Source organism: Neisseria benedictiae (assembly GCF_958267435.1).
Classification (GTDB): Bacteria; Pseudomonadota; Gammaproteobacteria; order Burkholderiales; family Neisseriaceae; genus Neisseria; species Neisseria bergeri.
This window is the reverse complement of record NZ_CATQFV010000027.1, coordinates 70,846-96,225: the sequence shown is the minus strand read 5'-3', so window position 1 is coordinate 96,225 and position 25,380 is coordinate 70,846. Positions and strand designations below refer to the sequence as shown.

Annotated in this window: 28 protein-coding genes; 6 read left to right on the top strand and 22 right to left on the bottom strand. The window is 53.1% G+C overall.

The window, feature by feature from the left end; genetic code table 11:
- The first annotated feature begins 17 nt into the window (after positions 1 to 17).
- The 3 genes from Q3O12_RS02680 to Q3O12_RS02670 are packed head-to-tail and all read left to right on the top strand — an operon-like array spanning position 18 to position 2,232.
- On the top strand, positions 18 to 914 hold the full coding sequence (locus Q3O12_RS02680; protein WP_301669209.1) for an ABC transporter ATP-binding protein: 897 nt from the start codon (positions 18 to 20) through the stop codon (positions 912 to 914).
- Positions 911 to 1,741 carry an ABC transporter permease gene (locus Q3O12_RS02675; protein WP_301669208.1) on the top strand — a complete coding sequence of 277 codons (831 nt, stop codon included), beginning with the start codon at positions 911 to 913 and terminating at the stop codon, positions 1,739 to 1,741. Before Q3O12_RS02680 ends, Q3O12_RS02675 begins: the two co-directional genes overlap by 4 nt.
- The gene (locus Q3O12_RS02670; protein WP_301669207.1) at positions 1,738 to 2,232 is read left to right on the top strand and encodes a nitrous oxide reductase accessory protein NosL; all 495 of its coding nucleotides are present in this window, start codon (positions 1,738 to 1,740) and stop codon (positions 2,230 to 2,232) included. Before Q3O12_RS02675 ends, Q3O12_RS02670 begins: the two co-directional genes overlap by 4 nt.
- 238 nt (positions 2,233 to 2,470) lie before the next feature.
- On the opposite strand, the gene Q3O12_RS02660 is transcribed toward Q3O12_RS02670, so the two are convergent.
- The 22 genes from Q3O12_RS02660 to Q3O12_RS02555 form a co-directional block, all read right to left on the bottom strand.
- Positions 2,471 to 4,132, bottom strand: coding sequence for an electron transfer flavoprotein-ubiquinone oxidoreductase (locus tag Q3O12_RS02660; protein WP_301669206.1), 1,662 nt, complete (start codon positions 4,130 to 4,132; stop codon positions 2,471 to 2,473).
- A gap of 320 nt (positions 4,133 to 4,452) precedes the next feature.
- Complete coding sequence (locus tag Q3O12_RS02655) at positions 4,453 to 5,370, bottom strand: metal ABC transporter substrate-binding protein (RefSeq protein WP_301669205.1); 918 nt, start codon at positions 5,368 to 5,370, stop codon at positions 4,453 to 4,455.
- A gap of 76 nt (positions 5,371 to 5,446) precedes the next feature.
- A complete protein-coding gene (locus tag Q3O12_RS02650; RefSeq protein WP_002219667.1) occupies positions 5,447 to 6,322 on the bottom strand; it encodes a metal ABC transporter permease in 876 nt (291 codons plus the stop codon).
- A gap of 23 nt (positions 6,323 to 6,345) precedes the next feature.
- Positions 6,346 to 7,071 carry a metal ABC transporter ATP-binding protein gene (locus Q3O12_RS02645; RefSeq protein ID WP_301669203.1) on the bottom strand — a complete coding sequence of 242 codons (726 nt, stop codon included), beginning with the start codon at positions 7,069 to 7,071 and terminating at the stop codon, positions 6,346 to 6,348.
- On the bottom strand, positions 7,068 to 7,373 hold the full coding sequence (locus Q3O12_RS02640; RefSeq protein WP_301669202.1) for a hypothetical protein: 306 nt from the start codon (positions 7,371 to 7,373) through the stop codon (positions 7,068 to 7,070). Before Q3O12_RS02640 ends, Q3O12_RS02645 begins: the two co-directional genes overlap by 4 nt.
- Positions 7,374 to 7,391: 18 nt before the next feature.
- Complete coding sequence (gene rplS, locus Q3O12_RS02635; protein ID WP_002217809.1) at positions 7,392 to 7,757, bottom strand: 50S ribosomal protein L19; 366 nt, start codon at positions 7,755 to 7,757, stop codon at positions 7,392 to 7,394.
- A gap of 15 nt (positions 7,758 to 7,772) precedes the next feature.
- Complete coding sequence (gene trmD, locus Q3O12_RS02630; protein WP_301669201.1) at positions 7,773 to 8,522, bottom strand: tRNA (guanosine(37)-N1)-methyltransferase TrmD; 750 nt, start codon at positions 8,520 to 8,522, stop codon at positions 7,773 to 7,775.
- Positions 8,522 to 9,031, bottom strand: coding sequence for a ribosome maturation factor RimM (gene rimM, locus Q3O12_RS02625; protein WP_301669200.1), 510 nt, complete (start codon positions 9,029 to 9,031; stop codon positions 8,522 to 8,524). Before rimM ends, trmD begins: the two co-directional genes overlap by 1 nt.
- Before the next feature lie 15 nt (positions 9,032 to 9,046).
- Positions 9,047 to 9,292, bottom strand: coding sequence for a 30S ribosomal protein S16 (gene rpsP / locus Q3O12_RS02620; protein ID WP_301669199.1), 246 nt, complete (start codon positions 9,290 to 9,292; stop codon positions 9,047 to 9,049).
- Positions 9,293 to 9,337: 45 nt separating this feature from the next.
- A complete protein-coding gene (locus tag Q3O12_RS02615) occupies positions 9,338 to 11,764 on the bottom strand; it encodes a bifunctional acetate--CoA ligase family protein/GNAT family N-acetyltransferase (protein WP_301669197.1) in 2,427 nt (808 codons plus the stop codon).
- A gap of 117 nt (positions 11,765 to 11,881) precedes the next feature.
- Positions 11,882 to 13,288, bottom strand: a complete 1,407-nt coding sequence (misS, locus tag Q3O12_RS02610) for a two-component system sensor histidine kinase MisS (protein WP_301669196.1) — start codon at positions 13,286 to 13,288, stop codon at positions 11,882 to 11,884.
- Between the two features lie 12 nt (positions 13,289 to 13,300).
- Positions 13,301 to 13,978, bottom strand: coding sequence for a two-component system response regulator MisR (misR, locus tag Q3O12_RS02605; protein WP_061699231.1), 678 nt, complete (start codon positions 13,976 to 13,978; stop codon positions 13,301 to 13,303).
- Between the two features lie 189 nt (positions 13,979 to 14,167).
- Positions 14,168 to 15,982 carry a PglL family O-oligosaccharyltransferase gene (locus Q3O12_RS02600; RefSeq protein WP_301669194.1) on the bottom strand — a complete coding sequence of 605 codons (1,815 nt, stop codon included), beginning with the start codon at positions 15,980 to 15,982 and terminating at the stop codon, positions 14,168 to 14,170.
- Entirely contained in the window at positions 15,972 to 16,325 is a 354-nt protein-coding gene (locus tag Q3O12_RS02595) for a DUF2069 domain-containing protein (RefSeq protein ID WP_002222851.1), read from the bottom strand. Before Q3O12_RS02595 ends, Q3O12_RS02600 begins: the two co-directional genes overlap by 11 nt.
- A 15-nt stretch (positions 16,326 to 16,340) precedes the next feature.
- Entirely contained in the window at positions 16,341 to 16,943 is a 603-nt protein-coding gene (locus Q3O12_RS02590) for a Maf family nucleotide pyrophosphatase (protein ID WP_301669331.1), read from the bottom strand.
- 43 nt (positions 16,944 to 16,986) lie between these two features.
- Positions 16,987 to 17,757 carry a twin-arginine translocase subunit TatC gene (tatC, locus tag Q3O12_RS02585; RefSeq protein WP_107818536.1) on the bottom strand — a complete coding sequence of 257 codons (771 nt, stop codon included), beginning with the start codon at positions 17,755 to 17,757 and terminating at the stop codon, positions 16,987 to 16,989.
- A 14-nt stretch (positions 17,758 to 17,771) separates the two neighbouring features.
- Positions 17,772 to 18,455 (bottom strand): Sec-independent protein translocase protein TatB, encoded by a 684-nt coding sequence (tatB, locus tag Q3O12_RS02580; RefSeq protein WP_301669193.1) that lies wholly within the window; start codon positions 18,453 to 18,455, stop codon positions 17,772 to 17,774.
- A gap of 3 nt (positions 18,456 to 18,458) precedes the next feature.
- Positions 18,459 to 18,662 carry a Sec-independent protein translocase subunit TatA gene (tatA, locus tag Q3O12_RS02575; RefSeq protein ID WP_003753955.1) on the bottom strand — a complete coding sequence of 68 codons (204 nt, stop codon included), beginning with the start codon at positions 18,660 to 18,662 and terminating at the stop codon, positions 18,459 to 18,461.
- A gap of 46 nt (positions 18,663 to 18,708) precedes the next feature.
- Positions 18,709 to 19,032 carry a histidine triad nucleotide-binding protein gene (locus tag Q3O12_RS02570; RefSeq protein WP_301669330.1) on the bottom strand — a complete coding sequence of 108 codons (324 nt, stop codon included), beginning with the start codon at positions 19,030 to 19,032 and terminating at the stop codon, positions 18,709 to 18,711.
- Positions 19,033 to 19,103: 71 nt separating this feature from the next.
- Positions 19,104 to 19,427: a phosphoribosyl-ATP diphosphatase gene (locus tag Q3O12_RS02565; protein WP_025457909.1), complete on the bottom strand. Its 324-nt coding sequence runs from the start codon at positions 19,425 to 19,427 to the stop codon at positions 19,104 to 19,106.
- Between the two features lie 140 nt (positions 19,428 to 19,567).
- On the bottom strand, positions 19,568 to 20,632 hold the full coding sequence (locus Q3O12_RS02560) for a 2,3-butanediol dehydrogenase (protein WP_301669191.1): 1,065 nt from the start codon (positions 20,630 to 20,632) through the stop codon (positions 19,568 to 19,570).
- Positions 20,633 to 20,836: 204 nt separating this feature from the next.
- Positions 20,837 to 21,955: a histone deacetylase family protein gene (locus Q3O12_RS02555; protein ID WP_301669190.1), complete on the bottom strand. Its 1,119-nt coding sequence runs from the start codon at positions 21,953 to 21,955 to the stop codon at positions 20,837 to 20,839.
- Positions 21,956 to 22,085: 130 nt separating this feature from the next.
- Between Q3O12_RS02555 and yajC the strand changes: the two genes are divergently transcribed.
- The 3 genes from yajC (at position 22,086) to secF (ending at position 25,356) form a co-directional block, all read left to right on the top strand.
- Positions 22,086 to 22,352, top strand: a complete 267-nt coding sequence (yajC, locus tag Q3O12_RS02550) for a preprotein translocase subunit YajC (RefSeq protein ID WP_107818542.1) — start codon at positions 22,086 to 22,088, stop codon at positions 22,350 to 22,352.
- 211 nt (positions 22,353 to 22,563) lie between these two features.
- The gene (secD, locus tag Q3O12_RS02545; protein WP_301669329.1) at positions 22,564 to 24,417 is read left to right on the top strand and encodes a protein translocase subunit SecD; all 1,854 of its coding nucleotides are present in this window, start codon (positions 22,564 to 22,566) and stop codon (positions 24,415 to 24,417) included.
- A 3-nt stretch (positions 24,418 to 24,420) separates the two neighbouring features.
- The gene (gene secF, locus Q3O12_RS02540; protein ID WP_301669189.1) at positions 24,421 to 25,356 is read left to right on the top strand and encodes a protein translocase subunit SecF; all 936 of its coding nucleotides are present in this window, start codon (positions 24,421 to 24,423) and stop codon (positions 25,354 to 25,356) included.
- The last annotated feature ends 24 nt before the right edge of the window (positions 25,357 to 25,380 follow it).

Sequence of the window (25,380 nt, the reverse complement as noted above, 5' to 3'; positions counted from 1 at the left end):
ACACAAAAGGAACAACCATGACCACACATCATGTCGAATTGAGGAATGTCACCAAACGGTTCGGGGCGCAAAAAGCCGTCAACCAAGTCGATTTGGTTTTGAAGGCAGGAGAAAGCGTCGGGCTTGCCGGGCACAACGGCGCGGGCAAGTCCACCATTATGAAGCTGATACTCGGGCTGATTACCCCGACCGAAGGCGAAGTGATGCTTTTGGGCGAACGTACCGGCAGCAAAGCGGGGGCACGGCTTCGCAGCCAAATCGGCTACCTGCCCGAAACCGTTGCGCTGCACCCTTCGCTGACCGGCATCGAAACGCTGGATTTTTATGCCAAACTTAAAAAACAGCCGCTCACGCAGAACCGGGGGCTGCTTGAGCGTGTCGGTATTTCACAGGCGGCACACCGCCGCGTCGGCACTTATTCTAAAGGGATGCGCCAACGCCTTGCCTTGGCACAAGCCCTGCTGGGCGAGCCCAAAGTCCTGCTGTTTGACGAACCGACAACCGGCCTCGACCCTGCATCAAGGCAAATGTTTTACGAAGTCGTGCGCGAACTCAACGGGCGCGGCGCGACCGTATTGCTCAGCACCCACGCCCTTGCCGAGTTGGACGGACACGCCGACCGCATTATCGTGATGAAAAACGGCGTTAAGGTTGCCGATGGCAGTATGGACGAATTGCACGTCCAAAGCGGACTGCCGCTGACCGTCAATATCCGCCTCAATGCACCGCGTACCCTCAGCAGCCGCTGGCAGCCGTTTTCAGACGGCATTTCCTACCGGGCGCAATGTCAGGCGGAAGAGCGTATGAACCTTTTGGGCGAGCTGGGCAGCCTGTCCGACCTTGCCTATCTCGACATCCACACGCCGACGCTTGATGAAATGTACGCACAGTTCTTGAAAAGGGAGGACGTATGAACCCCGTTTGGATTATTACCGGCAAAGAAGTCCGCGACAGCCTGCGCAACCGTTGGGTGCTTGCCGCCGCCCTCCTGCTTGCCGCACTCGCCCTTTCTTTGGGTTTTCTCGGCAGCTCGCCCACCGGTTCGGTCAAGGTCGATCCGCTGACCGTTACTGTCGTCAGCCTGTCGAGCCTGTCTATTTTCCTGATTCCGCTGATTGCGATGCTGCTTTCCTATGACGCACTGATCGGCGAAATCGAGCGCGGAACGATGGCGTTGCTGTTGAGTTATCCCATTTCGCGCAACCAAATCCTTGCCGGCAAGTTTGTCGGACACCTCATCATCCTCGCCCTTGCCACCACGGCAGGCTACGGATTGGCAGGCATTACGCTGCAACTTGCCAACGGCAGCTTTGATATTGCCGCCTGGAAACCCTTTGCATTGTTGATTGCCGCCAGCGTCATCCTCGGCGCGGCTTTTCTGTCCATGGGCTACTTAATCAGTGCAAAAGTCAAAGAACGGGGTACGGCGGCCGGTATTTCCATCGGTGTGTGGTTGTTTTTCGTCGTCATCTTTGATATGGCACTACTGGGTATTCTGGTTGCCGACTCTCAGCAGGTTATTACCGCGCCTGTCGTTGAAACAGTGCTTCTGTTTAATCCCACCGACATCTACCGCCTGCTCAACCTGACCGGTTATGAAAATACTGCTATGTATGCGGGTATGGCGGGTTTGAGCGGACAAATCAGCCTGACGGTTCCTGTTTTGCTGACCGCGCAGGTTTTATGGGTTATTATTCCGCTTATCTTGGCAGCCAGAATTTTTGGAAAGCGACAAATATGAAAAAAACCCTGTCGGCAATTGTTGCCGTTTTCGCCTTAAGTGCCTGCCAGCAGGCGGAAGAGGCGGCGCCTCCTTTACCTCAGCAGATCAGCGATCGTTCGGTCGGACACTATTGCAGTATGAATCTGACCGAACACAACGGCCCCAAAGCCCAGATTTTCATGAACGGCAAACCTGACCAGCCAGTTTGGTTCTCCACCATCAAGCAGATGTTCGGCTATACCAAACTGCCTGAAGAGCCTAAAGGCATCCGTGTTATTTACGTTACCGATATGGGTAATGTTACCGATTGGACAAATCCCAATGCCGACACGAAGTGGATAGATGCGAAAAAAGCCTTTTATGTAATTGACAGCGGCTTTATCGGCGGTATGGGTGCGGAAGACGCGCTGCCGTTCGGCAAAAAGGAGCAGGCTGAAAAATTTGCAAAGGATAAAGGCGGTAAGGTTGTCAGTTTCGACGATATGCCTGATACCTATATTTTCAAATAAATCCAAACAAAAATGCCGTCTGAACGTTGAAGCCAAGGTTCAGACGGCATTTTTTATAGTGGATTAAATTTAAACCAGTACAGCGTTGCCTCGCCTTGCCGTACTATTTGTACTGTCTGCGGCTTCGTCGCCTTGTCCTGATTTAAGTTTAATCCACTATATTATGGGTTCAAACGGGGCAGGTTTGAACAACTGCCCCATTCCTTATTCCTGACCGGACGTAACGGCGGAATAAGGTTTACATCCCGCCGTAATTCGGCCCGCTCGCGCCTTCGGGGCAAATCCAAGTGATGTTTTGCGTCGGGTCTTTGATGTCGCACGTTTTGCAGTGCACGCAGTTGGCGGCATTGATTTGCAGACGCGGACTGCCGTTTTCTTCAACAATTTCGTACACACCCGCAGGACAATAGCGCGTTTCGGGCGAGGCGTATTCTTTGTAGTTCACGTCTATCATCGTTTGCGGATTGTTCAGCACCAAATGGTCGGGCTGGTTTTCTTCGTGCGCAAGATTGGCAAGGAAGACGCTGCTCAAGCGGTCAAAGGTCAACACGCCGTCGGGTTTCGGATAATCAATCGGCTTGCACGCGGCGGCTTTTTTGAGCTGCTCGTTGTCTTTGCCGTGATGTTTCAAAGTCCACGGGGCTTTGCCTCTGAAAATCATCTGGTCGATGCCGGTATAAAGCGAGCCGAGGTAAACGCCCCATTTGAATGACGGACGGACATTGCGCGCGGCGTAAAGCTCTTGATACAGCCAGCTTTGTTCAAAACGTTGCTGATAATCCGCCACCTCTTTGCCGCTGTCGAAGTTTTCCACTTCTTCAAGGTTTTCCAACAAGGGGAACACGGCTTCGGCGGCGAGCATGGCGGATTTCATCGCGGTATGAATACCTTTAATGCGCGGCATATTGAGGAAACCCGCCGCATCTCCGATTAAAACGCCGCCTTTGAACGAGAGCTTCGGCAAACTTTGCAAACCGCCTTCAATCAGCGAACGCGCGCCGTAAGCGATGCGGCGGCCGCCTTCGAAGGTTTTGCGGATTTCGGGATGGGTTTTGAAACGTTGGAACTCTTCAAACGGCGACAGATAAGGATTTTGATAGTCCAAACCGACCACGAAGCCGACGGCGACTTTGTTGTCGTCGAAATGGTAAATAAACGCGCCGCCGTAGGTTTTGCTGTCCAGCGGCCAGCCTGCGCTGTGCACCACCAAACCGGGCTGATGCTGTTCAGACGGCACTTCCCAAACTTCTTTAATGCCCAAGCCGTAAGTTTGCGGCTGGCTGTTTTGGTCGAGTTGGAAACGTTCGATGACTTGTTTGGAAAGCGAACCGCGGCAACCTTCGGCAAACAGGGTTTGCTGTGCCCAAAGCTCCATGCCGGGCTGGAATGAATCGGTCGGCTCTCCGTCTTTGCCGATGCCCATATTACCGGTTGCAATGCCTTTGACCGAACCGTCTTCGTGATACAGCACTTCGGCGGCGGCAAAGCCCGGATAGATTTCCACGCCCATATTTTCCGCCTGCTCCGCCAACCAGCGTACGACTTCGCCCAAGCTGACGATGTAGTTGCCGTGATTGTCGAAGTTGGGGGTAATAGGCAGATTGAACGCTTTTTTCTCGGTCAGGAACAACACCTTATCCTGCGTTACTGTGCGTGTCAGCGGCGCGCCTTTTTCTTTCCAGTCGGGAATCAGCTCGTTCAGTGCAATCGGATCGATAACCGCGCCCGCCAGCGAATGCGCACCTGCTTCAGAACCTTTCTCCACCACGCAAACGCTGATTTCGCGCCCGTTCTGTTCGGCAAGCTGCTTGAGTTTGATGGCGGCGGACAAACCCGACGGGCCTGCGCCAACAATCACGACATCGTATTGCATACTGTCGCGGGTGATGGATTCTGTCATGGCGGTTCCTATGATTTATTATCGATTATAAAACGGGCAATTATACAACGCAGACAGTTGCTTACCAAATAAAACAATGCCGTCTGAAACGGCTTTTCGGGCATTCAGACGGCATTTGCCCTCATATGGGCAGGAATATTTTTTATTGGCGGTTTGTATCCATACTTTTGAATTGGGGAGATGACCGGATATTTTACTGATTTTGTCAGATTGGATTCAAAAATCGGTAACGGCGGTTTGGGGCGGTTTTGAAACAGCCGGCAGTGTACGGATGTCAAAATGCCGTCTGAAGGATTTCAGACGGCATTCGGGTTGGAGGGTTATTTCATCGCTTCGCTCATTGCCTTGATATTGTGGCGGTACATGCCGATGTAGGTGTCTGCGGGCGCGTTGCCGAGTGCGTCGGAATACAGTTTGCCGCTGACGTTGACACCGGTTTCTTTGGCGATGCGGTCAACCATGCGGGTGTCTTTGATGTTTTCGGTAAATACGGCTTTGATGCCTTCGCGTTTGATTTGTCGGATGATGGCGGCGACTTGTTTGGCCGAAGGCTCGGCTTCGCTGCTCACGCCTTGCGGGGCGATGAACTCGATATGGTAACGTTTGCCCATGTAGGAAAAGGCATCGTGACCGGTCAGGACTTTGCGTTTGGCGTCAGGGATGGCATTAAATGCGGCTTGTGCGTCGCTGTGCAGTTTTTTGAGCTGCATTTGGTAGTTGCCCAAACGTTGTTGATAATAAACTTTGCCTTCGGGGTCGGCCTTTATCAGGGCTTCGGCGACGTTTTGGGCATAGGCGGACATAAGGACGGGGTCGTTCCAGACGTGGGGGTCATATTCGCCGTGGTCGTGGTGGTGTCCTTCGTGGTCATGATCGTGGTCGTGATCGTGATGGTGTCCGCCTTCTTCTTCGGCTTTGAGGGGTTGGATGCCTTTGGTCGCTTCGGCATAGGATACTTTGCTTTGTTTGACGGCACGTTGTACATCGGCAGCTTCAAGTCCTAAGCCGTTGAGCAGGACGAGTTTTGCACTGCGGATTTTTTTAATGTCGCCACTGGTCATGTGATAGGCGTGCGTATCTTGGTTGGCTCCGACCAAACTTTGTATGGATACGCGCTCTCCGCCGATTTGTTTGGTTACGTCGCCTAAAATGCTGAAGCTGGTTACGACGGGCAGGGGGGCGGCAGTTGCGGCGGTGGTCAGCAATGCGGCAATAAGGGTGAGTTTGAGGTGTTTCATAACTGTTCTCCTGTGATATAACGTAACATCTGTTATGGTAAAACAAGCCGCCTGTTTGTTCAAGCGACTTGCGGGGTCAGGTGGTGTGGTGGCGGTGGTTTTTGAGCCATTTGGTCAGAATGCCGCCTTCTTTGCCGAGTATGACGGAAAAGAGATAAAGGACGCTGCAACAGAGGATGATGGCGGGACCGGAAGGAATTTCGATGTGGTAGGAAATGAGCAGTCCGCTCAAGCCGCACAGCAGGGCTGTCAGAACGGATAGGAGGATGAGTGCGCCCATGTGCTTCGCCCATAGGCGGGCGGTAATGGCTGGCAGCATCATGAGTCCGACGGACATGAGTGTGCCGAGGGCTTGAAAGCCGGATACGAGGTTCATGACGACCAGGACGAGAAAGAGGACGTGCCAAAGCCCGCCTTTGCCGCCGACGGATTTGAGAAACAGGGGGTCGATGCTTTCGAGTACGAGCGGGCGGTAGATGACGGCAAGGGTAAGCAGTGTGAGGGTGGATACGGCGGCGATGAGTTGCAGGGCAGGAATATCGACGGCAAGTACGGAGCCGAAAAGCAGATGCAGCAGATCGACGCTGCTGCCGTTTTTGCTGACGAGGACTACGCCTATGGCGAGGCTGCTCAGGTAGAAGGCGGCAAAGTTGGCATCTTCTTTCAGGGTGGTGAAGCGGCTGACGAGTCCGGCAAGCAGTGCCATCAGCATGCCTGCGGCTACGCCGCCCAAACCCATGGCGGGCAAGCTCAAACCGGCAAACATGTAGCCGACGGCGGCGCCGGGCAGGACGGCGTGGCTGAGTGCGTCGCCTATCAGGCTCATACGGCGCATGACGAGGAATACACCGACGGGTGCGGCACTGAGGGACAGGCAGAAGACGGATGCGAGGGCGTAGCGCATGAAGTCGAATTCTGCAAAGGGGGCAAGGAGCAGGTCGTAGAGGTTCATGGTTTTTCGGTTTCAGACGGCATTTATGACGCGCACCACTCGGGGCTTTCCTGTTGCTGCATTTTGGCGTTGGCTTGGGCGAGGTAGGGTTCTGTCAGAATGGTCTCGGTTGCGCCTGCCGCAATTTTTTCGCGGGCGAGCAGCAGGGTATTGGGAAAGTAGGCGCGAACCTGTTCGTAGTCGTGCAGTACGGCGATGATGGCGTGTCCGTTGCAATGACATTTTTGCAATACGTCGAGAAGCTCGTAGGTTGTCCGTGCATCAACGGCATTGAAAGGTTCGTCCAGAAGTAGGAATTTGGCGTTTTGAACCAGCATTCGGGCAAAAAGGACACGCTGAAATTGTCCGTTTGAGAGATAGGCAATCTGACGATCGGCAAACTGTTGCATTCCGACGCGCTCCAAGGCTTCGTGAACACGTTGCTTTTGAGTTGAGTTTATGCCTTTGAAAAAGCCGATTTCATACCAAAGCCCCATCGCGGCCAAGTCGAAAACGGTCATAGGTTGGGAGCGGTCGATGTCGGACTGCTGGGGAAGGTAGGCAATGTTCTGACGGGTCAATCCGTCCAGCCGGATGCTGCCTGTATCGATAGGCTGCAATCCCATCAAGGATTTGAGAAAGGTGGATTTCCCTGCGCCGTTCGGCCCGAAAATCGCCCACATACTATGTTCTTCAAAAGTAATGTCCACATGGTGCACGGCAGGTCGGCGGCGGTAGCTGACGGTCAGGTTTTCGACAATGATGCTCATGCGGATACTGCCCAAAAGTAAACGCCCCATAAAAGGGATACGGCAATCAGGGCAAGGATGAGGCGGAAAGTCAATCCTGATAGTAAAAGGGAAGGTGTCATAATGATTTGCGGTTTTGAAAGGGAAAGCGGTAAAGCGGTTATCGTTATATGGCAGATATGATACTGTATAACGTTTAGTCTGTAAATTTTGTTCGGTTCGGACGGGGATTCGGGATGTGCCGGAAGGGGTGTGCTTCTTGGTGCTGTTCCGTTGCGGATGTTGCGGCAATAAGAAATGCCGTCTGAAGGTTCAGACGGCATTGGGGAAAACGGTTTGAATCAACCTTTGCGTGCAGGCAGTTTTTCTTTGATGCGTGCAGCTTTGCCGGTCAGGCCGCGCAGGTAGTACAGTTTGGCACGGCGTACGTCGCCACGGCGTTTGACTTCGATTTTCTCAACGGTCGGAGAGTACAGTTGGAAAGTACGTTCAACACCTTCGCCGCTGGAAATTTTACGGACGATAAAGTTGCTGTTCAGACCACGGTTGCGGCGTGCAATGACAACGCCTTCGTAGGCTTGCAGACGGCTGCGGGTACCCTCCACGACGCGTACGGATACGACTACGGTGTCGCCCGGTGCGAATTCGGGGATTTCTTTGTTCAGGCGGGCAATTTCTTCTTGCTCGAGCTGTTGAATCAGGTTCATTGTTTTTTTCCTAAATTATGATTGGATTTCCCGTTGCTCTTGCCGGATAGTTTCCAAGAGGCGGGATTCCTTTGGGATTAAATCGCGCTTTTCCAATAAGTCGGGTCTGCGCTCCAGGGTGCGGCGAAGCGATTGTTCCAACCGCCATTCCGCAATCAAGTTATGATTGCCCGAACGGAGTATTTCCGGGACAGCCATACCTTGAAATTCTAAGGGTTTGGTGTAGTGGGGGCAATCCAGGATACCGTTTGAGAACGAATCCTGTTCGGCAGACCGAATATCGCCCAATACACCGGGTACCAGCCTTAATACCGCATCCATCAGCATCATAGCGGGAAGCTCTCCGCCGGAAACGACAAAGTCCCCGATGCTGATTTCTTCATCGACACTGCTTTGCAGCAGTCTTTCGTCTATGCCCTCGTACCGTCCGCACAGCAAAATCAAGTGCGGGAGTTTTGCCAGTTCTGCCGCTTTCTGATGTGTCAGCGGTTTCCCTTGCGGGCTGAGGCAGATAACTTTTGCAGTGTGGGAGGATTGTGCCTTGGCATATTTTATCGCCGCATCAAGCGGCGGAGCCGCCATAATCATTCCCGGCCCGCCGCCGAACGGGCGGTCGTCGATATAGCCCAGCCTGTTGTCGGCAAACGCTCGGGGATTAACCGATTGAAACTGCCAAATTCCCTGTTTGTTTGCACGCCCCGTTACACCGTAATGGATTATGCTGTCGAACATTTCGGGGAAAATGGTAATCGCCTGGATAAGCATCAGTAGTCCAAACCCCAATCGGCAATAATGGTTTTACTGCCGGCATCGACGGTTTCGACGTATTGGGATACGAACGGAATCAGGATTTGCCCGTATTTTCCATTAACCACTAATACGTCGTTTGCACCTGTTTCCATCAGGTTGCTGACTTTACCCAAGATGGTATTGTCTTTATTGGTAACAGTCATGCCCACCAAGTCGGCCCAGTAGTATTCTCCTTCTTCCGTCGGTGCGAATGCTTCACGGGGGATTTCGATGGTGTAACCGCGCAATGAGAATGCCAAGTCGCGGTCGTCTATGCCTTCGAATTTGACTTGGAGCTCACCGTTGACAACTTTTCCAGCTTCAAGGGTAACGCTGACGGTTTTGCCGTCTTTGACCAATTGCCACTCGGGGTAATCCAAAAGGCTGTCGGAATATTCGGTGTTGGCGGCAATTTTCAACCAGCCCTTTATGCCGAATACGCCTTTGATGTAGCCCATGGCTACCCGGTTTTGAGTGTCTGTCATGGCGGCAAACGCGGATTAGGCGGCTTTTTGTTCTTTAATCAGTTTTGCAACGGAGTCGCTGACTTGCGCGCCTTGTGCAATCCAGTGGTTCAGGCGGTCTGCATTGAGGCGGACGCGCTCTTGTTTTTCGTTGGCTACGGGGTTGTAGAAGCCTACGCGTTCAATGAAGCGACCGTCGCGGCGGTTGCGTGAGTCAGTAACGATGACGTTGTAGAAAGGGCGGTGTTTTGAGCCGCCGCGTGCCAAACGGATAACTATCATCTTTAGGTCCTTTTGAGAAAATCGGATATATGGAAACTGCCAATTTTAGGTTATTTTGTGGTCGGTGCGCAAGTTTTTATTTGTTTTTCCTGTTGTTTTGTCTGCCGCAAGGTTCAGATATGCGCGGTACAGATTTTTTTCGGTGTCCGATTCTTTGAGAGTAAATCCTGATTTTTCAGCAAGTTTAACCATGGGCGTGTTGGCTTTGAGGATGTCGGCACTCATAGTCCGGTAGCCTTGTTGTGTTGCGGTATGGATGGCGAGGTTCATCATTTGCTGTGCTAGCCCGCTGCCGCGCATATTTTCTGCCAATGTGATGCCGAACTCGCATTCGTTGCGGTTCAAGCGGCTGTGGCGGACGACGGCGACGATGTTGTCGTTATTATCTCTTGCTGTCCATGCGGCTTCGCAGTAGTAGTCCGGGTTGCATAAGCGTGCCAATGTACCTTCAGGAAGTTCGTTGGTGTGGGTCATGAAGCGTGTGTACCGTGCTTCGGGACTGAGTTTTCGGATGAATTTTTGTTTAGCCTCGGCATCTTCGGGCAGCAGCGGGCTTACTGTAACGGTCATGTTGTTTTTTAGAGACAGTATTTTTGGGTGTGCCTCAGGGTAGGGTGGGAGCACGTTGGGTGTTTTTTTATCGGTTGCGGTTTTGCTGCCGAGCAGTTCGGCGGCAGCTTCGCTTGTGTGTCGGAGGAACTCTGAGGCTGCCGGGTTTTTGTGTTTCAGGTATTGGGCGGCACTTTGCATTTTTGCGGCGGCGTGTTCGAGGGTTTGTACGGTCTTGCTTGTTGTTTTGCGTCCGGGTGCATTGTGTGTTTCGGGTGCTTTTAGGTCAAAGTCGGTATTGTATTGCCCGCCGTTTAGGTTGAGGGTGATTTTGCCGATGTGCAGGTTGTGGTCGGAAAGGATAGTCAGTGTGTGAAGGAACTGGTTAAGAGTTTGCGAGTCTTCCAGTTCGGCAAACTGGGCGATATGGAGGCTGTCTTGTGTGGTAAACGGGGGAAGGGCGGCCGTGGTTTGCCCTGCGTACCGTACGGTCAGAATATTGCCGTAAATGGGATGGCTGTCGAGTTGGAATTGTACGGCGTTATGGGTGGTGTGCCGGTAGGGGGGGAGGTGCAGGGTTTCGGCGAGCAGGGAGGGATTTGCCGCTGCAAGGGCTTTCTTGATATTTTGGGGTTGCGGGGTTTTCAGACGGCATGGTTTCAGCGGTGCGGTGCAAAGCTGCAGCTGCTTTAGTTCGGCGGCGGTATTGTGAAAGGCGAGTGTGCGGATTGCCTGTGTGGGCGAGTCGAAGTGGTTTATGCCGTCTGATACGGGGCTGCTGATGAGTAGGGGTTTGGCGGTTTGTTCTGATAGGCGGATAAGCGCGCGTGCTGTGTTTTTATAGTCTTTGTGTCCGGAAGGGGTGAGTATTGTCAATACGGCTTGCGTATCGGGGTGTGAAAGTTGGCGGGATACGATGTTGTGGCAGAGCGAGGGCGTGGGCGTGCAGGTTATGTATCCGTTGCTGACTTGACGGGATGTTGTCGGGAAGTGGAGCGAGAGGTTTGCCGGTGTGTGTGCGTGCAGCCATTCGGCAGGCGTGTCGGACAGGATGTCGAGTCGTGACAGCTGTGGAAGATTAGATAGTTGGGCGCGTAGTGCGGCTTCGAGGTCGTCGGTGTTGAAGCTGATGAGGAAGTTGCAACGGCGGGCGAGGCTGTACAGTACGGCATGGTCGGTTTCGGTCGTGCGATAGGTGATGTGGAGAATGAGTGGTGTGTGGCGGGTAAATTGGCGGATGGCGCTGAACAGTTTGCGCTGGTCTTCTTCCGGGTTGTGGTGTAGGACGGCGGTTTTGGTGTGCAGGCTGTGGCCGAAGCGGTTGAGCCAGTCGGAGGAAGTGATGGGGCTGATGCCGTAGTTCAGGCTGATGTGGCGGGATATGCCTTGATGGAGTTTTTTGAGGACGGTATCGATTTGGCGGCTGACGGCGGCATCTCCGGTCAGTATGGCGGTATAGCCTGCGGCGTATTCGTCATGGGTGCTGATGTTGAGTCCGAGCGAAGGAATCTGAATGCCTGCCGTGGTGCAGGCGGTAATGTTGAGGCGGTCTCCGTGGTGTTTGCGTATGGCGTTTTCGGCTGTGTTTAGCTCGGAGGAGGAGAGGCTGTTCCAGTCTTGTATGAGGATAATGTGTTGGAGTTGTTTTTTTTGGCAGGCCTTGAATAGGGTGTCGTAGCTGTCGGGCGGGGTAACGGCAATGATAAGGTCTGCGCCGCCGGGGATTTTGTTGAGGTTGGGGTAGGCGGGCAGTCCTGCTATGGTGTGGTGGCGCGGGTTTACAGGGGTGATTTTCCCTTGGAAAGGTGTGCCCAGCAGGTTGCTGAGTATGCGTTCGCCAAGGCTGTACGGTTGTTCGCTCGCGCCTATCAGGATAATGTGGTTGGGCATGAAGAAGTAGCCGGGATCGGTTTGTGTCGGCATGATATATTCCTTTGCGGACGGTATGTGCGTAATTGTTGGAGATGCACTCACTGTATGTTTGTTTTGGGGTAACTGTTTGTGCAATGCCGTCTGAAGCGGGTTCAGACGGCATTATGGTCAGTTCGCACTTTTTTCTGTTTTGGAACCGGTTTTTTTCTTGGGTAGGATGAAGCGCATCCGCAGCCCGTTTGGTTTGATGTTTTCGGCGATGATTTTTCCGCAGTGCTGTCCAATAATATGTTGGGTCAATGCAAGTCCCAGTCCTGTTCCGGGTTTGTTGGCACTGGAGTCGGCCCGGTAGAAGGCGGTAAATATGTGGGGAAGCTGCATTTCGTCCACACCCGGTCCGTTGTCGGTAACGTCGATAATCCAGTGTTTGTGGTCTTGTCCGATGTTGATCAGGATGGTACTACCTTCCGGGCTGTAATTGACAGCGTTGCGGATAACGTTGTCGAAGGCGCGGTACAGGTAACTTTCATTGGCATATAGGGTGGCGTTTTCGGGAATTTTCCCGTCGGCAGACAGGGTAACCGTTTGTCCGTTTTTCTGGGCGATGCTTTGATTGTCTTCTACAAGGTTGCTTAGGAAGGGTAGGAGTTTCAGTTTTTCTTTTTCCAAAGCCATATTGGAGGTTTCGAGCCGGGACAAGGTTAAGAGTTCGCCGACCAGCGTATCCATGCGGGTCAGCTCGCCTTCGAGTCGTTTCAGGTATTGTTCCTGTTTTTGGGGTTGTGCCTGAATTAATCCGACAATTGCCTGCATGCGTGCAAGGGGAGAACGCATTTCATGGGAGACGTGATGGAGCAGGTGACGTTCTTTGGCGACAAGTTTTTCGAGTTTTTCCACCATTTTGTCGAATTGCAGTGCGAGATGGGACAATTCGTCGTCACGGTCGTCTACTTGTTGCGAAATCCGGGTTTCAAGTTCTCCGTTTGCTACCCTGTCCATACCGTTGCCAAGAATCCTGATGGGTTTGGCGATATTGCTAGCCAGGATGTATGCCATCAGCAGGCCGACGATGATGATGAAGGAGAGGATGATGAATTCGTGCCAAATCGGGGCGAGCGGCAGTCCGGGAATGAATAAGGGGCTGGGCAGGCGTTGTGCCTGGCGGTTGTCCCAGCCTTTAATGAAGAACAGGTATTCTTCGCCGAAACGGTCGTATTCGATGCGGACAAGGTTGGAATGGGGGTTGTTGGCGGCAAACAGCCGGGCGCGTTCTATGGTGTAATTGTCGATATAGCGGTTTAAGATGTCTTTTTTCTCGTCGCCCTGTATGACGTAAACGGCGGATGAGACGGGGCTGTCTTTCCATTCGGTCAGGATTTCGCGTGCGCCGTTGTCGCCCCGTGTCTTGAATGCGGAAATAATGCTGCCCATCAATGTGGTTTCGATGGTGCGGCGTTGGTTGAACTGGTTTTCGGCAAGGGTGTTCTGCACCAGCCAAAAAGAAAAACTCGCCACAAAGATTGCGCAGACGATAACCGCGCAAAATGTGGCGAAAATGCGTTGGAACAGTTTCATTTGCCCGCTGCTTCAGTTTTTGACAAACAGGTAGCCCAAGCCGCGTACGGTTTGAATCAGCGAGGCATCGCCCAGCTTGTGCCGGATGCTGGAAATATGCACGTCGATGCTGCGGTCGAATTTTGCCAGCTTGCGGTCGAGTGCTTCGACGGACAGGGTTTCTTTGCTGACTACCTGCCCGGCGTGGCGCATCAGGACTTCGAGCAGGTTGAATTCGGTGCTGGTCAGTTCGAGCGGCGTGTCTTTGACGGATGCCTGGCGTTTGGCGGGGTACAGGACGACATCGCTGACGGAGATGCTGTTGGGTGCGTTGTTTTGTTCGCCGCTGTGTTGTGCGCGGCGGAGGATGGCATTGATGCGTGCCAAGAGTTCACGTGGTGTGCAGGGTTTGGGGACATAGTCGTCCGCACCCATTTCCAAGCCGATGATTCGGTCGATGTCGTCGCCTTTGGCGGTCAGCATGATGATGGGGACGGTGCTTTGGGCGCGTACGTTTTTCAAGACATCCAAGCCGTTCATTTTGGGCATCATGGAATCCAATACGACTACATCGTATTGCCCGCTCAGAATTTCCTGTACGCCTGCTTCGCCGTCGGGAACGCTGTGGACGTTCAGACCTTCGGCGCTCAGGTATTCGGTCAGCAGTTCGGTCAGCAGGGCATCGTCATCTACGAGTAATACGCGGCTCATGGTGTTTCCTTTTCGTAAGGGTATGCCCCGACCCTGTTTCGGGCGGGGCGTGAAAAGATTGTTTGACGGTTTATCTTAACACGGCTGCAATGTTTTTTGATAGCGTATTTCCCTACCGGTTTGCTGTTTTTTGCAATGTCTTGCATGGAGCTTTACATTTCGGGCGGTATCCGCATCCGCCGGCGCGGGTCATTTGCAGGGTTTTGCTTCCGGATGGCCGGGCGCGGCGGCGAAGGCTTTGCAGTCTTTGAGCAGTTCGGGCAACAGCGGCGCCCATACGGGCAGTTTGCGGATTTCGTCGGCGTATCGGGGCATCAGGTAGGGGTAATAGGACTGTGTCGCCCGCATCCATTGTTTTGCTTCTGCAACTTTGCCTTGCCGCATCAGGTAGAGGGCAATCCGGTAGGTGGCGGAGTAGGGGCGGTATTTTAGTGCTTTGAGGGTTGCTTCTTCCGCCCAAGTCTGGGTTTCGGGGTATTCCGGCAGGGCGAAGTTTACGAGGGAGAAGTCGGCATAAAAGGACAGCATCGGACTGTTTGCGGAAATATAGCGCAGTTCGTTGATTTTCCGGTTGAGGGTTTTGGCACTGTCGTCAGTGGCGGGGGAAAAGGAGTTAACCAGCCGGGTGTATGTCCAGTCCAAGTGCAGCAATCCTGCGAATATGGCGGCGGAGGCGGTCAGTATGCCAAGATTGGCGGCTTTTTTGAAGGCGATGCCGTCTGAAGCCTCTGCGGGGGACAGAAAGAGCATCAGTCCGAAGGGGATGAGGAAATAGACATACCACAAAGGATATTCGAGCATACTGTGGCACATACTGACAGCAAGCGTGCAGATCAGGAAAAGCGATGCGGGGGTCAGGGGGCGTTTCAGCAGCCCGGCAATGCCGGTCAGCAGGGTTGCGGCAACCAGAAGCGTGCCGCTGATTCCCATTTCTGCAAGGAGTTGGAGGACGATGTTGTGGGAATGGGTGAACAAGTTGCTGAGGAAGTTGTCGTGTATGGTGTGCTGTTCGGCATTGATGAGGAAGGTTTGTTGGGCAAAACTGTTCCAACCGTGCCCGAATATCGGGGCGGATTGGAAGGCGGCGACGGCTTTGCGCCATTCGATTTGGCGCGGCAAGTCTGTGAAACCGCCGTTGGTGACGCGTTCGACGGCAGTTTCATAGCGGATGCCGGTAAAGGTTTCCAGAATGGTGTTCATGGAAAATTGGAACAGCGCGGTAAGGAATACGGCTGCGGCTATGCCGAGCATCGTCCGCCTGTTGGATTTGTCCGAACGGAAATACCAGAAGGGAAGGATGAGGGCGATGGCGGCTATGTAGGTCAAGATGGTGCGCGAATTGACCAAACCTAAAACGGCGGTCTGCATAATCAGGCAGATTGCGCCGAGGGCGGCGGGGATTTTTCGTTGTCCGTTGAGGTAGGCGGCGGCGAGTATGCCCCACATGAGGTAGTGTCCGAGGTTGTTGCGCTGCCCGATGTGTCCGATTACGCCCTGCCCTCTGTAAACCATGATGTTTTGAAGCAGGGGGGTGTCTTCCCAGCCGGCAAACTGGATGACGACGATGCAGGATTGAAGCAGGGAGCCGATAAGCAGCGACCAGGCAAACAGGGTCACGATGCGTTCTTGTCCGTAGTGTGCGACCAAACTCTTGCAGGCCCACGCGCTGACGGCGAGCAAGATGAAAACCCAAGAGGCGATGTCGTTCATTCCGGGGTAAATCAGGTTCATCAGACGTGCCTGAAGATACCAAAACGCCGCCATGGCAAACAGGAAGAAGCTGATGGCGGGGATTTTGATATCAAACAGCTTTTTTCCTGCCGTGAGGAACAACAGGACAATCAGGCCGGCTGCGGCGGCGGCATCGTGGTAAAAGTCGGGCGACGGTTCCAGTCTGAGCGCGAAGGTAAAGGGGACGATGCCTATCCAAAGGAAGCAGGGCAGGATGTAAATCGGCAGTTTGGCGGCGGGGCGCGCGCCGGATACGGTCGTTTCAGCGGGCATTGTTTGTTTCCTTGTATTGTTTGACGAACGACAGGCAGGATATGAAGAAGATGATGCTGAATACTGCGGAAAGTGCGGCGCAAATCTGTTCTGCCGGATAGGCGTCGAACAGGCGCATAACGGCTTCGGCAAAATAAATCAGAACCAGCATAGAGCTGTATTGGTAGGTATAGATTTTCTTTTTCAAGATACCTGAAAGCGGCAGGCAGAGGGGGAGGGCTTTGAGCGCGAGCCACGAACCGCCCGGGCGCAACGGTGCAATCCACAGTTCCCAGGAAAGGGACAGGATTATCAGTGCAATCAGGCTGAAGGAGGCAAGGAGGTAAGCGGTTTGTCTGTTCACGGCAGTCTTTACGGTTTAAGGGCGGACAAGGGGGGAGCGGTATCCCAAATCTTGCAACATCGAAACGGTTTCATAAACGGGCAGCCCCATAATGCCGCTGAAGCTGCCTTCGATAGATTGGATAAAGATGCCGCCTATGCCTTGTACGGCGTAGGCGCCGGCTTTGTCCATCGGTTCGCCGCTTTGCACATAGGCGGAAATTTCTTCCGAACTCAGGGGTTTGAAAACGACGCGGTTGGTTTGGACGCGGCTTGTCGTTTTGCCGCGATAACGGATGCAGACGGCAGTCAGGACGGTATGCCGGGTTCCCGACAGCAGTTTTAAGAATTTGACTGCTTCGGCTTGGGAGCGGGGTTTGCCCAATATGATGCCGTCTGAAACAACGCAGGTATCCGCTGTAATCAAGGGAAAGTCAGGCATTGCGCCATTGGTTTCGCAAAAGAGGGTCAGGGCGGTTCGGTTTTTTTCTTCTGCCATCCTTTGAACGTAACGGGCAGGGTCTTCGTTCTGTCTGACCGTTTCGTCGATCTCGGCAGGCAGCTTGACGACCCGATAGCCCAACTGCGTCAGGATTTCCATTCTGCGTGGGCTGCCCGAACCTAAGTAAAGGGTGTTCACGGTGTGCTCCTTAATGTGCGACAGGGCTTCAGACGGCATAGTGTCAGGTTTTTGCAGGCGGCTGTATGTCGCCATCCTGTTCTGAACGTGGAGTGAAGAAGCGTCCAAACCAAATACCTGCTTCGTATAAGAGAATCAGCGGAATGGCGAGCAGGATCTGAGAAATAATGTCGGGCGGCGTGATGATGGCGGCAATGACAAACGCGCCGACAATCACATAGGGGCGGGCGTGTTTGAGCTGTCCGGTTGTTACCACACCTATTTTGGTCAGCAGGATAACGACAATGGGGACTTCAAACGTTGTGCCGAATGCGACAAACATCCCCAAGATGAAGGACAGGTATTTGTCGATGTCGGTCGCCATATTGACCCCGACAGGGGTAACGCCGGCAAGGAATTTGAAAATGACGGGAAAAACCAGAAAGTAGGCAAATGCCATGCCGATGAAAAACAGGCTGACGCTGGAGAGGACGAGCGGCGTAATCAGGCGTTTTTCGTTTTGGTAGAGTGCGGGTGCGACGAATGCCCAGATTTGGTAGAGCGTATGCGGCAGTGAAACCAAAAACGCCGCCATCAGGGTAACTTTGACGGGAACGAAAAACGGTGCGATGACATCGGTCGCAATCATGCTGGTGTCTTTGGGCAGGTTTGCCATCAGCGGGGCAGCCACAAAGGTATAGAGCTGCTGGGCAAACGGCATCATGCCGAAAAAGCAGACGAGAATGCCGACAACCATCCACATCAGGCGGCGGCGCAGCTCGATGAGATGCTCGACAAGCGGTTGGACGGTTTGTTCGTTTTGTGCTTCGGACACCGGATTTGCCTTCTCTATTGTTTACGGACGCGCAATTTCGGTTTGGCGCGGTGTTTCGGACGCAAATCGCGTTTGCGGCTTATTGCCTGTTTGCGCAGGGAAGTGGTGTGCGGAACAGGCGTTTCGATGGCGGTATCGACATAGCTGACTTCTACGGTCTGTGCGGCAGGCGAAGAAGGTGCGGTCAGGTATTCGCGCCATGCGCGGTCTTTGTCGGTTTCCGCGGGTTCGGCTGTACTGCCGGTTTGCCTGTCGTCCCCAAGGGTTTCGGCGGAAGCGTAGGAACGTTCAGACGGCATAACGTCGGAAATGCCGTCTGATAGGGTGTTTGCCGCATCGGGAAGCGGATTGCCGTTTTCATCGACACCGAAATCGGCAGGCGTGCGCTGTTCGGGCAGTTTGTCCCAAGGTTTCAGACCGTCGGAAATGTCGTGCAGGCTGTTCTGCATATCCGTATCTGTTTCTTTGAGGCTGTCTCGAACCTGAGCGGCGGCAGCTTCGAATTCCTGCTTTGCCTTCCTCAGTTCTTCCAGTTCGATTTGAGTGTCAAATTCCTGTTTGACGCTTCCGACAAAGCGTTGCAGCCTGCCGATGAGCCGTCCGGCGGTGCGGGCGGCCTCGGGCAGGCGTTCGGGGCCGAGGACAATCAGGGCGATAATGCCGACCAAAATCAGCTCGCCCAAACCGAAATCAAACATAAGTTATGCTTTGTCTTCGTCTTTTTTGTGTTCGATTACATCGTCTTTTCCAGCATCTTTGCCGTCTGTGCCTTCGTTCAGCCCCTGTTTGAAGTCATGAACCGCGCCGCCGAGGTCTTTGCCGACGTTGCGCAGTTTTTTGGTGCCGAATATCAAAACGACGATAATCAGTACGATAATCCAGTGCGTAAGAGAAAAACTGCCCATGATGTATCCTTAAGTAAGTATTAGGGGTTGATTGTGAAATAACGGTTTATACGGGTGTGCCCATGATGTGTATATGCAGGTGGAAGACCTCTTGTCCGCCACCTTTGCCGGTATTGATAAGGGTTTTGAAGCCGTCTGCCAGTCCTGCCGCTTTGGCGATTTCGGGAACTTTCAGCATCATTTTTCCCAAAAGGGGCTGATGTTTGGGAGCGGCGTGTGCCAACGAATCGAAATGGACTTTGGGAATCAGCAGCAGATGAACCGGAGCGGTGGGGTTGATGTCTTTGAAACAAATCATCTCCCCGTCTTCATAGACGGTTTGCGCCGGAATGTCTTTGGCGGCGATTTTGCAGAAAATACAGTTGTCCATAACAGCTCCGATGCCGTCTGAAAAGCGGTCAGACGGATTGAATGTGGGAAAGTGCGGATTGTAATATAAATTCAAGATTCTGTGCGAGCGGCTTTTTCGGCCAAGCCCGACAAACCTTGACGGCGCGCAAGTTCGTCCAGTACGTCTTCCGCCTTCAGGTCGTGGTGTGTCAGAAGAACCATGGTGTGAAACCATAAGTCAGCAACTTCGTAAACCAGGTGGGACGGGTCTTTGTCTTTGGATGCCATCAACACTTCGCCCGCCTCTTCAATCACTTTTTTTAGGATTTTGTCTTCGCCCTTATGCAGGAGCTGTGCGACGTAAGATTCGGACGGATCGGCAGATTTTCGCTGGGTGATGGTTTGTTGGATGGCGGATAGTACGGAATCTCCCATGATTTTCCTTCTGTTTGTTTCTGTTTGTTCGGAATGATAGGCTAAACGGCTGCTCTCGGGCAATACGCCTGTTACGTTTCGTTGAAAAATGCCGTCTGAGCGTTTCAGACGGCATTTGTGCTGTTGCAAATATAATTTGCTTACAGGTTTGGATTCACAATAATTTTAACGGCGGATTCGTTGTTGTGGATCAGACGCTCGAAGCCTTCGGAAACCAGTTCGTCCAGCTTGATGCGCTGGGTGATGAAGGGTTCGAGGTTGATTTTGCCTTCTTCGACCAGTTTGATGGTTTCGGCGTGGTCGTTGCAGTAGGCAATCGTGCCGCGCACATCCAGTTCTTTCATCACGACGCTGTGGACGTTGACGGTGGCGGGGTGGCTCCAGATGGATACGATAACCAAGTTGGCGGCGGGTTTGCAGGCTTCGACCAAAGTATCCAACACTTTGTTCACGCTGGTACATTCGAATGCCACGTCCACGCCTTCGCCGTTGGTCAGTTTTTTCACTTCTTCGACGACATCGACTTCGGACGGGTCGAGGATGTAGTCGGCAACGCCGGATTCGCGGGCTTTGTCTTTGCGCGCTTTGCTCAATTCGGTGATGATGACTTTGATGCCTTTGGCTTTCAACACGGCGGCCAACAGCAAACCAATCGGACCTGCGCCGCCGACCAATGCGACATCGCCTTCTTTCGCGCCGCTGCGTACATAAGCGTGGTGGCCGACGGACAGAGGCTCGATCAAAGCGGCTTGATCCAACGGGATTTTGTCGGAAATCGGATGCACCCAACGGCGTTTGACGGCGATTTTTTCGGACAGGCCGCCGCCGCAGCCGCCCAAGCCGATGAAGTTCATGTCTTTGGAGAGGTGGTAGTTGCTGCCGGGGCCGGTCGGTACGTTATCGTGTACGATGTAAGGCTCGACAACAACGTGTTGACCGACTTTGATGTCGTCTACGCCTTCGCCGACGGCATAGACCACGCCGGAGAACTCGTGTCCCATCGTGACGGGTGCGGACTCGCCGGAAATCGGGTGCGGATGACCGCAGGGCGGGATGAAAATCGGGCCTTCCATAAATTCGTGCAGGTCGGTGCCGCAGATGCCGCACCAAGCGACATTGATGCCGACGGTGCCGGGGGCGACGGCCGGTTCGGGGATGTCTTCGATGCGGATGTCGCCTTTATCGTAAAAACGTGCTGCTTTCATTGTAACGCTCCTTGTTTTCAAGTAGGAATGCCGTCTGAAAAATGTCGGACGGCGGTTGAAATGGGAATGGCGTGAAGAAGCCTGACCGTTTCCGGTTGAATCTGTTTAGATGTTATTTTACTACAAGAGACGTGTTTAAGCACGCGGAAGGCTTTCTGTTTGCGTCAGGTCAAATAATGATGCCGTCTGAAAACCGAATCGGCTTCAGACGGCATTTATATCGTAACGGTCGGATTGGGTAGGTTGGCGCACCTGTCCGGTTTTCGGTTTGGCAAACCGTTTTTTTGTCGGGTTCAGTGTTTTCTGATAGGCGGTTGCGGCATCGGATTTGCCCAGCCCTGCCAGCACGCGGATATGCTCGGCAGCAGATTGTGCCAGAGGTTCAAGGGTGTAACCGCCTTCGAGTACGGATACGATTTTGCCGGAGCAGCTGGATGCCGTCTGAATGATTTTGTGTGTCAGCCAGGCAAAATCCGCCTCGTGCAGGTTGAGCCTGCCCGATTCGTCCAGACGGTGTGCGTCGAATCCTGCCGACAGCAGCACCAGTTCGGGTTCGAATGCGGCAAGCCGGGGCAGCCACTGCCTGCGGATGGCTTCGCGGAATGTGCGACTGCCCGTTCCCGGCGGCAAGGGCAGGTGCACCATATTGCCGCCGTCGGGCATATTGTTGTTTTCGGGGAAGGGGAAAAGGTCGGTTTCAAACAGGTTGAAAAACAGGATGCGCGGATCGTCTTTGAATATTTCTGCCGTACCGTCGCCGTAGTGGACATCGAAATCGATGACGGCAATGCGTTTCAGGCGGTATTCGGCAATGGCATGCATGACGCCGGCGGCAACGTTGTTCAGCAGGCAGAATCCGCCGGCTTTGCCGCTTTTCGCGTGATGCCCCGGCGGGCGGGCGGCGCAAAAGGCATGCCATGCTTTGCGTTTCATGACCATATCGACTGCCTGAACTGCCGAACCGGCGGAAAAACGGGAGGCGGACAGGGAGTTTTTGCTGATAACGGTGTCGTCGTCCAAACGACAAATCTTGCCGTCTTCGGGTAGGCAAGATTCCAAACGGTTCAGATATTTGCTCGAGTGGACAAGTGCAAGGCGCGTATCGCTGATTTCTTCCGCCTCTACGGTTTGGAGGTGCTGCCAAATACCGGCGCGGCGCAATGCCTGCTCGATGCAGAGGATGCGGTCGGGCGAATCGGGATGGTTTGCTCCGGGTTCGTGTCCGGTGCAGGCGGGGTGGAAAAGCCAGGCGGTCTGGGCGTTTTTGCCCAAAAAAAGGTGCAGCAGGGCGTAGAGTTTCAGGAACAGGCGGGTCAGCGGCATGGGTTCGGGAAAGGGGTTGCAGACGGCATACGGTTGGGTATGGGCAGCAAACCCGATATATTATTTACGGTCTTATGCTATTATATACCCTGCTCGATTTTCAATCATATTTAGAAAGAACGGATAAATTATGAATCAAGCTGTTGCACAATTTGCTCCTTTGGTGTTGATTATGGTGGTGTTCTACTTCCTGATCATGCGCCCCCAACAAAAGAAATTCAAAGCGCATCAGGCAATGCTTGCCGCCTTGAAAGCCGGTGATAAAGTGGTCTTGGCGGCAGGTTTCAAGGGTAAGGTAACCAGAGTCGGCGAACAGTTTTTTACCGTGGATATCGGACAGGGTACAAAAATCGAGGTCGAAGTGGAACGCAATGCGATTGCCTCAAAAGTCGATTGATTTGTGCCGACAAGCCGCATCGGGAAAGCCCGTATGCGGCACTTTGTTTTGAATTCCAACCGAAGGCTTGACCATGTTCCGACACGCAGGGCGGCATATTCAGGATGCCGCCCTCCGGTCTCGTCTGACTGGGAAGGGGTTTTGCCTCTTCTGAAATAGCCCGATTCCGACACCACCGAAAGGGTGGGGTTTCAACCATTAAGGAACAATGATGAACCGTTATCCTTTATGGAAATATCTGCTGATTGTGTTCACGATTGCGGTTGCCGCAGTGTATTCGCTGCCCAACCTATTCGGCGAAACGCCCGCCGTGCAGGTATCGACCAACCGACAAGCCATCATCATCAACGAACAGACTCAATCCAAAGTGGATGCCGCACTGCAAAACGCGGGTATTCAGACCGACGGGATGTTTGTTGTGGACAATTCACTGAAAGTGCGTTTTAAAGACACCGAAACGCAGCTTAAAGCGCGCGACATCATCGAAAATACTTTGGGCGAAGGGTATATTACCGCGCTCAACCTGTTGGCGGACAGCCCCGAATGGATGGCGAAAATCAAAGCCAATCCGATGTTCTTGGGTCTGGACTTGCGCGGCGGTGTGCATTTCACCATGCAGGTCGATATGAAAGCCGCCATGCAGAAAACATTTGAACGTTATTCCGGCGATATCCGCCGCGAATTGCGCCGCGAAAAAATCCGCAGCGGCACGGTGCGTCAGACTGAAAACAGTCTGACTGTTCCTTTGCAGGATGCCGGTGATGTGCAAAAGGCGCTGCCTCAGTTACGCAAGCTGTTTCCTGAGGCAACGTTAAATTCGGAAGGCAGCAATATTGTATTGACGCTTTCGGAAGGGGCGGTGAATAAAGTACGATCAGATGCGGTGAAGCAAAACATCACTACACTGCATAACCGTGTAAACGAATTGGGTGTGGCAGAGCCGATTATCCAACAGTCAGGTTTGGACCGTATTGTCGTACAGCTTCCCGGCGTGCAAGATACTGCCAAGGCAAAAGACATTATCGGCCGTACTGCGACTTTGGAAGTGCGCATGGTGGAGGATGATCCTGTTAAGTTGCGCGAGGCATCGGAAGGCAACGTGCCGAGCGGTTACGAGCTGCTTTCGAGCGGCGGGGAGCATCCCGAAACCCTGCTGATCAGCAAACAGGTCGAGCTGACGGGCGACAACATCAACGACGCGCAACCAAGTTTCGACCAAATGGGCGCACCTGCCGTCAGTCTGAGCCTGGACAGCGCGGGCGGCAGCATTTTCGGCGAACTGACTGCCGCAAATGTCGGCAAACGCATGGCGATGGTTTTGATTGACCAAGGAAAATCCGAGGTTGTAACCGCGCCGGTTATCCGTACTGCCATTACCGGCGGACGCGTGGAAATTTCCGGAAGCATGACGACAGCCGAAGCCAACGATACGTCTTTGCTGTTGCGTGCCGGTTCTCTTGCCGCACCGATGCAGATTGTCGAAGAACGTACCATCGGTCCGTCTTTGGGTAAGGAGAACATCGAAAAAGGCTTCCATTCGACTTTATGGGGTTTTGCCATCGTTGCTGCATTCATGGTGGTTTACTATCGTCTGATGGGTTTCTTTTCTACCATTGCATTGAGCACCAACATACTGTTCCTAATCGGTATTTTGTCTGCCATGCAGGCAACGTTAACCCTGCCGGGTATTGCTGCGTTGGCATTGACATTGGGTATGGCGATTGACTCCAACGTCTTGATTAACGAACGTATCCGCGAAGAATTGCGTGCCGGTGTGCCGCCGCAGCAGGCAATTAATCTCGGTTTCCAACACGCATGGGCGACCATTGTCGATTCGAACCTGACTTCGCTGATTGCCGGTATCGCGCTTTTGGTATTCGGTTCCGGTCCGGTACGCGGTTTTGCCGTCGTACACTGCTTGGGTATTCTGACTTCGATGTATTCGTCCGTCGTCGTATTCCGTGCGTTGGTCAACCTGTGGTACGGCCGCCGTCGCAAATTGCAAAATATTTCCATCGGTTCGGTATGGAAGCCGAAAGCCGAAATGGCAGAAGGCAAGGAGTAAAACATGGAATTATTTAAAATCAAACGCGATATTCCGTTTATGAGCTACGGCAAACTGACGACTTTTATTTCGTTGGTTACCTTTGTTGCCGCCGTATTCTTTTTGGTGACCAAAGGCCTGAATTTCTCTGTCGAATTTACCGGTGGTACGGTAATGGAAGTCCAATATCAGCAGGGTGCGGATGTCAATAAGATGCGCGAACGCCTCGATACGCTGAAAATGGGTGATGTACAGGTTCAGGCATTGGGTACGAACAAACACATCATGATTCGCCTGCCGAACAAAGAAGGCGTTACTTCCGCACAGTTGTCCAACCGTGTGATGGATTTGCTGAAAAAAGACAGTCCCGACGTTACTTTGCGCCAAGTCGAATTTATCGGCCCGCAAGTCGGTGAGGAATTGGTAAGTAATGGATTGATGGCTTTAGGTTTTGTCGTTATCGGCATCATTATTTACCTGTCGATGCGTTTCGAATGGCGTTTTGCCGTATCTGCCATTATCGCCAATATGCACGACATCGTGATTATTCTCGGCTGCTTTGCCTTCTTCCAATGGGAATTTTCGCTGACCGTCTTGGCGGGCATTCTTGCCGTATTGGGCTATTCTGTGAACGAATCCGTCGTCGTCTTCGACCGTATCCGTGAAAACTTCCGCAAGCCGGCGATGCGCGGACATACCGTGCCGGAAGTTATCGACAACGCGATTACCGCAACGATGAGCCGCACCATCATTACCCACGGTTCGACCGAGGCGATGGTCGTATCCATGCTGGTGTTCGGCGGTGCGGCCTTGCACGGCTTTTCTATGGCGTTGACCATTGGCATCGTGTTCGGCATTTATTCTTCCGTATTGGTTGCCAGCCCGCTCTTGCTGATGTTTGGCTTGAGCCGCGACAATATCGCCAAGGAAGCGAAACAGAAGGAAGAAATTGTGGTCTGATGTCAAATGCCGTCTGAAACCGGA